At 72.0% G+C, this 12,913-nt stretch carries 11 protein-coding genes and 1 tRNA gene; 3 read left to right on the top strand and 9 right to left on the bottom strand.

The genetic code is table 11. From position 1 onward, the window contains the following. Window positions 1–13 precede the first annotated feature (13 nt). From AQJ54_RS37385 to AQJ54_RS37355, 7 genes are all read right to left on the bottom strand, one after another. The gene (locus tag AQJ54_RS37385) at window positions 14–721 is read right to left on the bottom strand and encodes an LPXTG cell wall anchor domain-containing protein (protein ID WP_062245333.1); all 708 of its coding nucleotides are present in this window, start codon (window positions 719–721) and stop codon (window positions 14–16) included. 137 nt (window positions 722–858) lie between these two features. Continuing rightward, window positions 859–1,362 carry a hypothetical protein gene (locus AQJ54_RS37380; protein WP_062245331.1) on the bottom strand — a complete coding sequence of 168 codons (504 nt, stop codon included), beginning with the start codon at window positions 1,360–1,362 and terminating at the stop codon, window positions 859–861. A 62-nt stretch (window positions 1,363–1,424) separates the two neighbouring features. Continuing rightward, on the bottom strand, window positions 1,425–2,027 hold the full coding sequence (gene pth, locus AQJ54_RS37375; protein ID WP_062245328.1) for an aminoacyl-tRNA hydrolase: 603 nt from the start codon (window positions 2,025–2,027) through the stop codon (window positions 1,425–1,427). A gap of 73 nt (window positions 2,028–2,100) precedes the next feature. After that, on the bottom strand, window positions 2,101–2,697 hold the full coding sequence (locus AQJ54_RS37370) for a 50S ribosomal protein L25/general stress protein Ctc (RefSeq protein WP_062245325.1): 597 nt from the start codon (window positions 2,695–2,697) through the stop codon (window positions 2,101–2,103). 198 nt (window positions 2,698–2,895) lie between these two features. Beyond that, the gene (locus AQJ54_RS37365) at window positions 2,896–3,876 is read right to left on the bottom strand and encodes a ribose-phosphate diphosphokinase (protein ID WP_030317447.1); all 981 of its coding nucleotides are present in this window, start codon (window positions 3,874–3,876) and stop codon (window positions 2,896–2,898) included. Between the two features lie 77 nt (window positions 3,877–3,953). After that, on the bottom strand, window positions 3,954–5,402 hold the full coding sequence (glmU, locus tag AQJ54_RS37360; RefSeq protein ID WP_079070190.1) for a bifunctional UDP-N-acetylglucosamine diphosphorylase/glucosamine-1-phosphate N-acetyltransferase GlmU: 1,449 nt from the start codon (window positions 5,400–5,402) through the stop codon (window positions 3,954–3,956). Between the two features lie 123 nt (window positions 5,403–5,525). Further along, window positions 5,526–5,600: transfer RNA gene (locus tag AQJ54_RS37355), tRNA-Gln, on the bottom strand. A 229-nt stretch (window positions 5,601–5,829) separates the two neighbouring features. Between AQJ54_RS37355 and AQJ54_RS37350 the strand changes: the two genes are divergently transcribed. Then, entirely contained in the window at window positions 5,830–7,137 is a 1,308-nt protein-coding gene (locus tag AQJ54_RS37350) for a sensor histidine kinase (protein WP_062245319.1), read from the top strand. A 92-nt stretch (window positions 7,138–7,229) separates the two neighbouring features. On the opposite strand, the gene AQJ54_RS37345 is transcribed toward AQJ54_RS37350, so the two are convergent. Both AQJ54_RS37345 and AQJ54_RS37340 read right to left on the bottom strand, forming a co-directional pair. Next, window positions 7,230–7,724, bottom strand: a complete 495-nt coding sequence (locus tag AQJ54_RS37345; protein WP_062245316.1) for an SUKH-3 domain-containing protein — start codon at window positions 7,722–7,724, stop codon at window positions 7,230–7,232. A 128-nt stretch (window positions 7,725–7,852) separates the two neighbouring features. Then, entirely contained in the window at window positions 7,853–8,425 is a 573-nt protein-coding gene (locus tag AQJ54_RS37340; RefSeq protein ID WP_079070189.1) for a YwqJ-related putative deaminase, read from the bottom strand. 325 nt (window positions 8,426–8,750) lie between these two features. On the opposite strand from AQJ54_RS37340, the gene AQJ54_RS37335 reads away from it, so the two are divergent. Together AQJ54_RS37335 and AQJ54_RS37330 are read left to right on the top strand one after the other, a co-directional pair. Further along, window positions 8,751–9,746 carry an SMI1/KNR4 family protein gene (locus AQJ54_RS37335; protein ID WP_030317434.1) on the top strand — a complete coding sequence of 332 codons (996 nt, stop codon included), beginning with the start codon at window positions 8,751–8,753 and terminating at the stop codon, window positions 9,744–9,746. 9 nt (window positions 9,747–9,755) lie between these two features. Continuing rightward, window positions 9,756–12,641, top strand: a complete 2,886-nt coding sequence (locus tag AQJ54_RS37330) for an SUKH-4 family immunity protein (protein WP_062245313.1) — start codon at window positions 9,756–9,758, stop codon at window positions 12,639–12,641. Window positions 12,642–12,913: the final 272 nt, after the last annotated feature.

Raw genomic sequence — 12,913 nt, 5'->3', positions numbered from 1 at the left:
CTTCTCGTGTACGTCAGGCCCGGCGCCGCCGGACCACGAGGTAACCGCCCGCCGCCACCAGCGCCGCGGAGACCCCCGCGAGCAGGCCGACCGGAGCGCTGCTGCCGGTCTCGGCGAGGTCGCCGGTGGACCCCTGCGGGGAGGCGGAGGAGGAGGCCGACGCGGAGGCCCCGGCCTCGGTGGACTCGCTGGGCTCGGTGCTCGGCTGGTCGCTCGGGCCGGTGCCGGGCGAGCCGGACGGGCCGACCGTGGCCGAGGTGGACGGCGTGGCCGACGCGGTGGGCGTGGCCGTACCGCCGCCCCCGCCCTGCTCGTCCTCGCAGTCCGTCCAGAAGACCTTGTGCTTGGCCGCGCCCTTCTCGCCCTCGAAGTTCCAGAACAGCTTGTAGTGGCCGTCGGGCAGCGACAGGTTCTCCGTACGGCCGTGGCCGTCGGAGTCCAGCGTGATCTCGCCGGACTTCACGGTCTTGCCCTTGACGTCGGCCGTCGGGGCCCAGGCCTCGATGTGCCAGTCGACCTCCTGGACGGCGTCGAAGCCGAAGGCGTCCAGGTAGAAGGTGCACACGTGCGGCTCGTTCTTGCGGAGCTCTTCGCCGGTGCCGGCGTCGTGGATCTTCACGGTGCCGTTGTCCCCGGGCGGGGTGGCGTGGGCGACCGGAGCGACGAGGAAGGCCGCTGCGGCGACGGCGGACAGGACGCCGGCGCGGTGGAGGGTACGCATGGGGCAGTTATCCATCTTCGAGAGTGAACGGGAAGATGTGGAGGGGGCGGCTCAGCTTGCGGCTGTGACTGACCTCTGGTCAATCACGAACAGGCAACACTCAGTTCCTCCACAGAAAAAGAGAACGCCGAACCCTCTCAGACCGTCACGAAAGCCGCCGTGAGCAGGGCGACCCCCGACCCCGCCAGCACCCACGCGAACCGCGTCCGGCGCAGCCCGCCCGCCACGACCACCGCCGCGAGCAGCAGCGCCCCGCCCATCGGCACCCAGGAGTAGAGCACTCCGGCCGGTCCGGACCGTACGACGTCCCGCGTACCGGGCTTGACCACGACCGCGTAGCGCTGCCCCTTGCGCACCGCCACCGTGTGCTCGATGTCCACCCGGTCCCGCGCCACCGACCCGTGCGACGACGGCGTGTACGGCCCGCTGCACACGTCCCCGGCGCACCGCTCCACCTCGACCGTGCCCCGCTCGCGCCCCTTGGTCAGCATCACGTACTGCGCGCTGCCCCAGGAGGCCCACACCCCGGCGATCAGGATGACCACCGTGACCGTCCCCATCGCCGCGAGTCTCCCGAACCGCAGGGCGGCGGTCGAGGTCTGGCGGGCGGCTGGACGGGAGGAGGCGGCGGTGGCAGGCATGGCCGGGATCATTGGCCATGGCATTGCCGGAAGTCAATGCGGGCCGGGGAGGAGGGCCGGGGCTAGGAGTTGTACGTGCTCTGCGCCCGCTCCAGACCCTCGGTCACCAGCGCCTCCACCGCGTCGGCCGCCCGGTCCACGAAGTAGTCCAGCTCCTTGCGCTCGCTCGACGAGAAGTCCTTCAGCACGAAGTCGGCGACCTGCATACGGCCCGGAGGGCGCCCGATCCCGAACCGCACCCGGTGGTACTCCGCGCCGAACGCCTTCGTCATCGACTTCAGCCCGTTGTGGCCGTTGTCCCCGCCGCCCAGCTTGAGGCGCAGGACGCCGTAGTCGATGTCGAGCTCGTCGTGGATCGCCACGATGTTCGTAACCGGCACCTTGTAGAAGTCCTTGAGCGCGTTCACCGGGCCGCCGGACAGGTTCATGAAGGACATCGGCTTGGCCAGGACCACCCGCCGGTTCGCCGGTCCGGGCGGCCCGATCCGCCCCTCGACGACCTGCGCCTGCGCCTTGCCGGCCCGCTTGAACCGGCCCCCGATCCGCTGGGCCAGCAGATCGGCCACCATGAAGCCGACGTTGTGCCGGTTGGCGGCGTACTCGGGTCCCGGGTTGCCGAGGCCCACGATCAGCCAGGGGTCGCTGGCAGGGGTGGTCACGTCCATGTCTCCTCACGTGCAACAGCCGCCGCCCCCCTGAGGGAGCAGCGGCTGGAGCTTATACGGCGAGCGCTGGGGCTCAGGCCTCGGCGGCCTCTTCGCCCTCGGCCTCTTCTTCGCCCTCGGTCTCCTCGGCCTGCGCGGCCAGCACCTGGAGGACGACCGCGTCCTCGTCGACGGCCAGCGTGGTGCCGTTCGGGAGCTTGATGTCCTTGGCGAGGATGGAGGCGCCGGCCTCCAGGCCCTCGACGGAGACGGTGACCGACTCGGGGATGTGGGTGGCCTCGGCCTCGACCGGCAGCGCGTTCAGGACGTGCTCCAGCAGGTAGCCGCCCGGGGCCAGCTCGCCCTCGGTGTGGACCGGGATCTCGACCGTGACCTTCTCGCCGCGCTTGACCAGCAGCAGGTCGACGTGCTCCAGGAAGCCCTTGATCGGGTCGCGCTGCACGGACTTCGGGATCGCCAGCTCGTTGGTCTTGCCGTCGATGTCCAGGGAGATCAGGACGTTCGACGTGCGCAGCGCGAGCAGCAGCTCGTGGCCCGGGAGGGTCAGGTGGACCGTCTCGCCACCGTGACCGTAGAGAACACCGGGAACCTTGGAGTCACGGCGGATGCGGCGGGCGGCGCCCTTGCCGAACTCGGAACGGGTCTCGGCGGAGATCTTGACCTCGGACATGCGGATCACTCCTCGTATGGGTGAGTAACGGACAGGGTCACCCGGCCACGAACGGCCTGCTACGAAGAGCGCGTCGATAACGGATCGCCGTATCCATGGATACGGCCTCCCTCGCCGAGCAACTGGGGCAGTCTACTCGGCTGGGGAGGCCGCTGAAAAATCGATCATGCAGAAGCGTTTTTACAGCTCATCGCACGCTTACTGCTCGTCGAAGAGGCTCGTCACCGAACCGTCCTCGAAGACCTCACGCACCGCGCTCGCGATCGTCGGCGCGATCGACAGCACCTTGATCTTGTCCAGGTCGCGGGAGAGCTCACCCGGCGTCGGCAGGGTGTTGGTGAACACGAACTCGCTCACCCGGGAGTTCTTCAGACGGTCGGCCGCCGGACCCGACAGCACACCGTGGGTGGCCGTCACGATGACGTCCTCCGCACCGTGCGCGAACAGCGCGTCCGCGGCCGCGCAGATGGTGCCACCGGTGTCGATCATGTCGTCGACCAGGACACACACCCGGCCCTTGACCTCACCCACGACCTCGTGGACGGTCACCTGGTTCGCCACGTCCTTGTCGCGCCGCTTGTGCACGATCGCCAGCGGCGCGCCCAGCCGGTCGCACCAGCGGTCCGCGACCCGCACCCGGCCGGCGTCCGGCGAGACGACGGTGAGCTTCGCCCGGTCCACCTTCTGCCCCACGTAGTCCGCCAGCAGCGGCAGCGCGAACAGGTGGTCCACGGGCCCGTCGAAGAAGCCCTGGATCTGGTCGGTGTGCAGGTCGACGGTCAGGATGCGGTCGGCACCGGCCGTCTTCATCAGGTCCGCGATCAGCCGGGCCGAGATCGGCTCACGGCCGCGGTGCTTCTTGTCCTGGCGGGCATAGCCGTAGAACGGCACGATCACGGTGATGGAGCGGGCCGACGCACGCTTCAGCGCGTCGATCATGATGAGCTGCTCCATGATCCACTGGTTGATCGGAGCCGTGTGGCTCTGGATCACGAAGCAGTCCGCACCGCGGGCCGACTCCTGGTAGCGGACGTAGATCTCGCCGTTCGCGAAGTCGAAGGCCTTGGTCGGGACGACCCCGACACCCAACTGCTGGGCGACCTCCTCGGCAAGCTCGGGGTGGGCGCGGCCGGAGAAGAACATCATCTTCTTCTCGCCGGTCGTCTTGATCCCGGTCACAGCTGTCTCCTCAGAGGTGTCTACAGCGGGGGTGTGCACTTATCACGGTACGACGACTTCGGCGCACCTGTTTCCGGTCAGCTCTCGCGCTCGTGCTGGCCAGAGGCCGCTTCGGCGGCCTTCGCCGCCGCGCTCCCCGGGCGCTTGCGGGCCACCCAACCCTCGATATTCCGCTGCTGGCCACGGGCCACGGCCAGCGAACCGGGCGGCACGTCCTTCGTGATCACCGACCCCGCCGCGGTGTAGGAGCCGTCCCCGACCGTGACAGGAGCCACAAACATGTTGTCCGAACCCGTGCGGCAGTGCGACCCCACGGTGGTGTGGTGTTTGTCCTTCCCGTCGTAGTTCACGAAGACGCTCGCGGCACCGATGTTGGTGTACTCACCGATGGTGGCGTCACCGACGTAGGACAGGTGCGGCACCTTCGTCCCCTCGCCGATGGTCGCGTTCTTCGTCTCGACGTACGTGCCGATCTTGCTCTTGGCGCCCAGCCGGGTGCCGGGGCGCAGATAGGCGAACGGCCCGACGCTCGCGCCGGGGCCGACATGGGAGCTGTAGGCCACCGTGTTGTCGACCCGGGCCCCGGCCTCGACGACCGTGTCCGTGAGGCGGGTGTTGGGGCCCACCTCGGCGCCCTCGCCGATGTGGGTGGAGCCGTGCAGCTGGGTGCCCGGGTGCACGACGGCGTCCTGGCCGAAGGTGACGGTCACGTCGACCCAGGTGGTGGCCGGGTCGATCACGGTGACACCGGCCAGCATGGCGTCGGTCAGCAGCCGGTCGTTGAGGATGCGCCGGGCCTCGGAGAGCTGCACCCGGTTGTTGATCCCGGCGATCTCGCGGTGGTCGGCGGCGACGGCCGCGCCCACCCGGTGCCCGGCCTCACGCAGGATGCCGAGCACGTCCGTCAGGTACTCCTCGCCCTGCGAGTTGTCGGTGCGCACCTTGCCGAGCGCGTCGGCGAGCAGCTGCCCGTCGAAGGCGAACACCCCGGAGTTGATCTCCCGGATCGCCCGCTGCGCCTCGGAGGCGTCCTTGTGCTCGACGATCGCGGTCACGGCACCGGTGGCGGGGTCCCGCACGATCCGGCCGTACCCCGTCGCGTCCGGCACCTCGGCGCTCAGCACGGTGACCGCGTTGCCGTCCGAGGAGTGCGTGGCGGCAAGGGTGTTGAGGGTCTCGCCGGTCAGCAGGGGAGTGTCCCCGCACACCACGACGACGGTCCCGTCGACGGCACCGCCCAGCTCCTCCAGGGCCATCCGTACGGCGTGCCCGGTGCCGTTCTGCTGCGCCTGCACCGCGGTGCGGACGTCGGCGTCGGTGTCGGCGAGATGAGCGACGACCTTCTCCCGCGCGTGCCCCACCACCACGACGAGGTGCTCGGGATCCAACTCGCGGGCCGCGGCGAGCACATGGCCCACGAGGCTGCGACCGCACAGCTCGTGCAGGACCTTGGGTGTGGCCGACTTCATACGGGTGCCCTCACCCGCTGCGAGAACGACGACGGCTGCCGGGCGAATGGCGCTCACGGGATGCCCTTCGGCTGTGGAGAGGGTGGGGTGACATCCGCAGGATACCGGGGCGTTTCCCGGTCGACATGAGAGCGGGCCCCGACAGTGCTGTCAGGGCCCGTGCGCCGTTCCGGTGTGCTGTGGCTCCCCCGCCAGGACTCGAACCCGGACAAATGGCACCAAAAGCCACGGTGCTGCCAATTACACCACGGGGGATCAAACTTGGCCGAACCGGACAAACGGTCAGGTGGCCGAGTGGCGACTCCTACTATGCCGTACCACCGGCCCCCGACGCGACGGTGTAGATCGGCGCGCTCCCGCACGCACCACCTGTTTCTGTGGCCCCCGTCGCACACGACTGTGGTCGTCCGGTCACTCGAAGTGGTGTGAACCAGTCGTCGAAAGTCGCCGGAAATCCGGCACGGGGCGACCGTAGGCTGGAGGCATGACCACGACGGGGGAAGACTCCACCACGGCTCAGCAGGGGCCGTGGTGGTGGGTGCGGTGGCGCGGTGCGGTACTGGACGTGGGCCTGGCCTCGGCGTCCGCGGTGGAGTGTGCGTTCGAGGGGATCCGGTTCGCGGAGGACGCCGGGATCCCGACGGCCGCGGGGATCGTGTTCGGCGTGCTGGCCGGATCGGTACTTGTCGTCCGCCGCAAGTGGCCGATCGCGGTGGTGCTCGTGAGCATCGCGATCACCCCCGCCCAGATGGGCTACCTGATGGGCATCGTCGGCCTCTACACGCTCGCCGCGTCGGAGCTGCCGCGCCGGATCATCGGCTCCCTGGCCGGCATGTCCCTCGTCGGGATGCTCATCGTGATGTTCGTGCGGGTCCGGCAGGACCCGGGCCGGGCCGACCTCGACCTGGGCGACTGGTTCGTCCCCTTCGTCTCCATCACCACCGCCATCGGGATGACCGCGCCACCCCTACTGCTCGGGCTGTACGTCGGCGCGCGGCGGCGGCTCATGGAGAGCCTGCGCGAGCGGGCCGACAGCCTGGAGCGGGAGCTCCAACTGCTGGCCGAGCGGGCCGAGGAGCGCGCGGAGTGGGCGCGCAACGAGGAACGGACCCGCATCGCCCGGGAGATGCATGACGTCGTCGCGCACCGGGTGAGCCTCATGGTGGTGCACGCGGCCGCCCTCCAGGCCGTCGCCCGCAAGGACCCCGAGAAGGCCGTCAAGAACGCGGCCCTGGTGGGGGACATGGGGCGGCAGGCGCTCACCGAGCTCCGGGAGATGCTCGGGGTGCTGCGCAGCGGGGACGGCTCAGGCCGGCGGGAGCGGGACGCGGTGCCGCTGGTCGCGGTGGGCGTGGCGGCGGCGGCCGCGGCGACCCGGGTGGTGGAGGAGACCGACGGGCCCTGTCTGGACGACCTGGACGCGCTGATCGGGCAGTCGGCGGCGGCCGGGATGGTCGTGGACCTGTCCGTCGAGGGGGACGCGCGGGCGTACGCCGCGGAGATCGAGCAGACGGCGTTCCGGGTGGTGCAGGAGGCGTTGACGAACGTCCACAAGCACGCGGCGGGCGCGAAGACGCACGTACGGCTGGCGCACCGGGTGTCGGAGATCGCGATGCAGGTGGAGAACGAACCGCCGCCGGAGGTCCCGTCCCCGGCCTCGGCCCGGCTGCCCTCGGGGGGCAACGGCCTGGTCGGGATGAAGGAACGTGTCTCCGCGCTGGGCGGGGTGTTCGTGTCGGGGCCGACGGACGCGGGGGGTTTCCGGGTGTCGGCGGTGATTCCGGCGGCGTAGGGGCCTGGTTCGCCCGGCGGCACAGGGGCCCCGTTGTGCTCGGCCGGCGGTGGGGCGGGGCGGTTCGACCGGAGGTGGGGGCCCGGTTGTGGTCAGCCCGCGGTGAGGCGGGCCGGTTCGATGCCGGCTATGAGGCCGGACAGGGCCTGGTCGATGTCCGGGCCGAGGTACCAGTCGCCGGTGTGGTCGAGGGCGTAGACCCGGCCCTCGGTGTCGATGGCCAGCAGCGCGTGGGTGTCGGTCTCGGCGCCGAGCGGGCAGACCTCGGTGTCCAGGGCGCGGCCGAGGTCGGCGAGGGTGCGGGCCATGTGGAGGCCGTGCAGCGGGTCCAGGTGCAGATGGGCGGGGGCGACCTGGCGGCCGGGGCCGGTGGGGGCCAGGTGCAGTCCGCCGAACTCGGCCCAGACCTCGACCGCCGCGGGGAACACGGCGTGCCGGTGTCCGGCCGGTGAGGTGTGCTCGCGCAGGGCGTCGGCCCAGATCTCGGCCTGCTTTATGTCCCAGCGTCCGGGGAGCCAGCCGGCGGCGCGCAGGACGGCGTCGACGGGGACGGGGAAACGGGTGCTGTGCGTGCGGTCGGGGTGCATCTGCCCTTCGCGTTCGTCGAGGTCATGGGCGGGCGCCGAGGAGCGGGGCGCCGTTTTGCGGGTGGTGCGGTGGTGCTGGTGGTGCGGATGTGGTGCGGGTGGTGCCGGTGGGTGGGGGAGTGGAGGAGTCAGCCGCCGTCCGTCGTCGGGTCGACGATGCGTACGCCGAAGTGGGCGCTCAGGGCGGTGCAGGCGCGGCAGGGGGCGGCGAAGCTGCCGTGCAGCGGGTCGCCGTCCTCCCGGATGCGGCGGGCGGTGAGCTTGGCCTGCTTGAGGGCGCGACGGGCCTCACCGTTGGTCATGGGCTTGCGCGCCGCGCGCTTGCTGCGGGCGGCGTCGGCGGCGGCGATCTGCCGGGATATGAGCATGGTCTCGGCACAGCGGCCGGTGAAGCGGTCGCGCCGGTCGCTGCCGAGGGTGTCGAGGAAGTCCTGGACGAGCGGGTGCAGTTGCGGTGCCTCGTCGCCGCGGGCGGCGGTCGAGGTGAGGGTGGCGCCGCGGACGGAGAGGGCGGCGGCGACGGTGGGCAGTATGCCGTCGCGGCGGTGGTGGAGGGCGGGCGCGTGGGGTCTCTCGGCGCTGCTCCAGCCGATGCGGGGATCGCCGCCGAGACCCGTGTGCGGGTGGCCGTTCAGGCCTGCCGTGGTGCCGTCCTGCGGCCCTGGGTGCGGTCCCGTCTGCGTCGTGTTCATGATCGTCATCCCCTCCCGAGCATCCCCCCGGAGGTCACAGACTGCCAAACGGCGTGGCTGGTGCGGAAGCTGGGGCGGTGCGACACGCCCGGGTTCGACCGCGCTGTCACGGCGGGGTGACGGCTGGTCACGGAAGCGGAGCGGGCCTGACCGGCGGCCGGTGACCGGCGTCGTCGTACCGCATAGGCTGTTCGCACCGCGATCCAAGTGGTCGCCGCGATGCGCGCGGTTGACGCGCGGAGGCGGACGAGACAGTCGATACGGTGCGTGACGGCCCGCCCCGCGAGGGGGAGCCGCCGCGCCTCGTACCAGAGCGCCGCAGGGGGCTTCAGCGATGACGACAGGTCGGCTCGGGCAGAAAGCCGCGCCGCCGAACGCGGCCTATGCCGGGCAGGTCGTGCATTTCCCGGATCCGGTCCGGGCCGCGCGTCATCCCAGAGGGGTACGGGTGGACGAGCGCGGCTACCCCGACTTCTCGCCCTACGCGCGTGCCGCCGCCGAGATCGCCGAGCCGCCGGAGGGCTTCGGGGTCGACGAACTGCGGCTGACGGACTACGTGTCGGCCAACGCGGCGCTGGCGGCGACCGGTCACGACCTGTGGGACACGGTCCCTGCGGTGGCGACACCGCACGGCTGGACCTGGCACCACGTGGTGGGCACGCGCCGCCTCGAACTGGTCCCGGTGGAGGTCAAGGCGCTGCTGCGGCACCACGGCGGGATCGCGACGACCCGCGTCGACCAGAACAAGCGCGGGACGCGGCCTCTCCAGGAGACGCGTCCGGCGCACTTCGGGCTGCCCAAGTCGTCGGTGGCGGTGACCGAGTCCCAGGTGCTGGGGGTCGAGGAGGACCTCGGCTACCGGCTGCCGGGCGCCTACCGCTCGTTCCTGAAGGCGGCGGGCGGCTCCGCGCCGGTGGGGGCCGCGCTGGACGCGGAGTTGGGGCTGCTGGTGGACCAGCCGTTCTTCACCGTGCGGGACGAGGCGGCGGTCAACGACCTCGTCTACGTCAACAAGTGCCTGCGCGACCACCTCACCAAGGACTACCTCGGCATCGGCTTCGTCCAGGGCGGACTGCTGGCCGTGAAGGTCAAGGGCGAGGAGATCGGTTCGGTCTGGTTCTGCGCCTACGACGACGCCCGTGACACCGATCCCTCGCTGCCGCCCGCCGAGCGGGTACGGCGGCTGCTGCTGCCGTGCGGTGCGGACTTCGACGTGTTCCTGTCCCGACTGGCCGGTAATCCACCGGAGTTGGAGACGGTGGCGAACCTGATGGTGGACGGCGGGTTCGCCCGTTCCGTTCCCGTGTCTTCTTCCGTGTCGGGGGAGTGAGCTTCAGCGATGGTGACGTTCGCGCAGGCGCAGGAGCGCGCGGAGGAGTGGATCAACGGGGACGTGCCGTCGTACCAGCACCGTGAGGTGCGGGTACGGGAGTTCGGCCTCGGGTTCGTGGTGTGGGCCGAGGACCGGGCGGACGGACCGCGCTCCGACGGTGGCGCCCAGCGGCTGGTGATCGCCCGGGACAGCGGGGAGGCCACGCTGTGGCCCGCGCTGCCGGTGGGCGAGCTGATCCGGCGCTACGAGGAGGAGTACGGACGGGACGGCGGCCCCGAGGACGCGGTGCCGGCGCCCGCGGCCCGGGTGGACCTGAACCAGACGTCGTTCCTGCTGACTCCGCCGGAGTGGTTGCAGGACGCGGCGGACAAGCTGGGGCTCGGGGACGACGCCGGCTCCTCCGGTGACGGGGCTTCTTCCGCCGGGGGTGCGGGGGCGGCCTCGGCGGCACGGCCCTGGACCGGGACCGACACCAACGGGGGTGAGGGTGAGGACCTGTCCGTGGCGCTGCCGGACACGGTGTTCTCGCCGCCGGGGAACGGGGTGGAGGACGCGGTTCCGGCGGGTGCGGAGGTCTCGGATGCGGCGAGGGGGGCGGGGGCCGACGGGGCTGGCGCTGGCGGGTCCGGCGCTGGTGGGTCTGGCGCTGGTGGGTCGGCGTACGGCTATCCGCAGACGGTGGGTGGGCCGGGTGCGGGTGCGTCGGGTGGGCCGGGGGTGGGTGCGCCGGGGGTGGGTGCGCCGGCTCCGGCTTCGGGTGCGGCTTCGTACGGCTATCCGCAGGGTTCTGGTGGGCCGGGTGCTTCGGGTGCTTCGGGTGCTCCGGGTGCTCCGGGGGCGGCGGGTGCTTCGGGTGCTTCGGGTGCGGATGACGTGGCTCCGGCTGCGCCCGCTCCGGCCTCGTACGGGTACCCGCAGGGGGCGCCTGGTGCTCCGGCGCCCGCGCCGAGTGCCGGTGACATCGCCGATCTCGCCACCAGCAAGTTGGCGCCTCCCGGGCGTGCTGCGCAGGGCGGGGGCTCGACTCCGCCGCCTCCGCCTCCGCCGCCGTCCGCCGCGGGTGGGGGGTACGTGCCTACCCAGTTCGTGTCGGCGCCGGGGGCCGAGGGGCCCTCGAACTCGGGCGCGCCGCCTGCCCCGGGCACCGGCGCCGGATCTGGCCCGGTGCCGCCGCCTCCGCCTCCGCCTCCGCCGGGGACGCAGGGATTCCCTGGGGCGTCGGGTGGGCCGGGCGCCCCGAGTGCGTCCGGTGGTCCGGGGGCTCCTGGTGCTTCGGCGGCTCCGAATGCTTCTGGTGGTCCGGCGTTTCCGGGTGCGCCGGGTGCGTCCGGCGGTCCGGGTACGCCGGGTGCGTCGGGTGCCTCCGGTGGTCCGGGTGCGCCTGGGGCCTCCGCGTTCCCCGAAGCCCCGAACACGTCTGCCGGGCCTGCGTTCCCCGCTGCGCCGGACACGTCTGGTGCACCCGCGTTCCCCGCTGCGCCGAGCACGTCCGGCGGGCCTGCGTTTCCCGAAGCCCCGAACACGTCCGGTGGCTCGGCGTTCCCCCATGGCCCCGGTGCGTCCGGAACGCAGGTGTTCCCCAACGAGCCCGGTACCTCAAGTGCGCCAGGCACCCCGCCCCCGCCCCCGCCACCCGGCGCTCCCGGTCCGGCGCAGGTTCCGGGTCCCCCCGGTGTGCCCGGCGGCGTCCATCACGCGGAGACCGTCCTGTCCACGGCCCCGCCCTTTCCCGGTGCCCCCGGCATGCCCCCGGCCCCGCCCGGCGCGACACCGCCCCCGCCGCCAGGAGCCGTAGCACCCCCCGGTGCCGTGCCGGCTCACCCCGGCCCGATGGCGCCGCCGCCCGGCGCCGTTCCTCCGCCTCCCGGGCAGCCCGCTCCCGCGCCGGCGCCGGCCTACGGCTATCCCCAGCAGTCGCAGCCCACCGTCGGTCCCGGCTACCAGGCCGTGCTGCGGTACCGCGCGCAGGACGGGTCGGAGCAGCAGCTGATCCGGCGTTCCGCGCCGGGGACACCGCATCCGGAGTGGCAGATCTTCCACGAGCTGCGCGCCATGAACGTGCCGCCGAACCAGGTGCTGGAGCTGCACACCGAGTTGGAGTCCTGCGAGCTGCCGGGCGCGTACTGCGCGCGGATGATCCGGGAGCAGTGGCCGCAGGCGCGGATCACCAGCATCGCGCCCTACGGCACGGATCACGCCAGCCGCCAGCAGGGCATGCAGCAACTGCTGGCCCACCAGGGCGAGTTGCACCAGGTGGCGGACGGTCCCGCTCGCCCGGCACCGGTGCGTGCCCCGTTGCCGCCGGTCCAGGCCGCGCCCCCGATCCCCCCGGAGGGCATCGCCCAGGAACTCGGGGCCGCGTTCGGTCCGGGCGTCTTCCGGTTCGAGCAGATCGCCGTGGACCGCCAGGGCGTGCCGCCGGTCGTCGCGCACTCGCTGGTGGTGGCGGGGCTGCCGTTGGACATGGGCCCGTTCTTCTGGGCGCAGGCCCAGCCGGGGCGCCCAGTGCCGACGCTGGCGGAACTCGCCGCCGAACGCGGGGTGCGGCCGGCCTCCGACGCGGGCTCGTACCTCGTCACGGGCAGCGACTTCGGCAAGGCGATCTGTGTGCAGTACGGGACGGCGAACATCGTCGCCGTACCCGTGGAGGCGGGCCCGGGTGGTGCGCCCGTGCCGCCGCAGTTCGTGAACACCGGTCTGCCCGAGTTCCAGCGCTGTCTCGCGCTGCTCGGCCGGATGTGGCGGCTGCGCTTCGGCCTCAACCAGGAGCAGGCGGGCCGCTGGACCGTCGACTTCCAGGCGCAGCTGGCCTCGTTCGACCCGGCTGCGCTGGGGTCGCCGGAGAGCTGGTGGTCGGTGCTGCTCGAGGAGATGTGGGACGGGCTGCTGTGACGCCGCCCCGCCGCTGATCCACGCGTGGGTGAGAGGGCCGGATCCGGGTCGTGCGACCGGGGTCCGGCCCTCTCGCGTGGGCGATGCCCGGCGCGACGACCGGGTGCGACGAGCGTGCCCTGTCTGCCGAGGGCCCGTCGAGTGCGCGCGGAGTGCCTGCGGAGTGCCCGCGGAGTGTCGCGTTATGAACATTTCCGTCCGATACATCAAGATGTGCGCGAAATCATCATTTTGTGTCCGTTCGGGTTGTATCGGCGGAGAGGGTTCCCAGG

Origin of the sequence: Streptomyces griseorubiginosus (genome assembly GCF_001514195.1) — a bacterium.
In the GTDB taxonomy this organism is placed as follows: Bacteria; Actinomycetota; Actinomycetes; order Streptomycetales; family Streptomycetaceae; genus Streptomyces; species Streptomyces griseorubiginosus.
The sequence above is the reverse complement of the archived record's forward strand: the minus strand, read 5'-3'. Positions and strand labels throughout refer to the sequence as shown.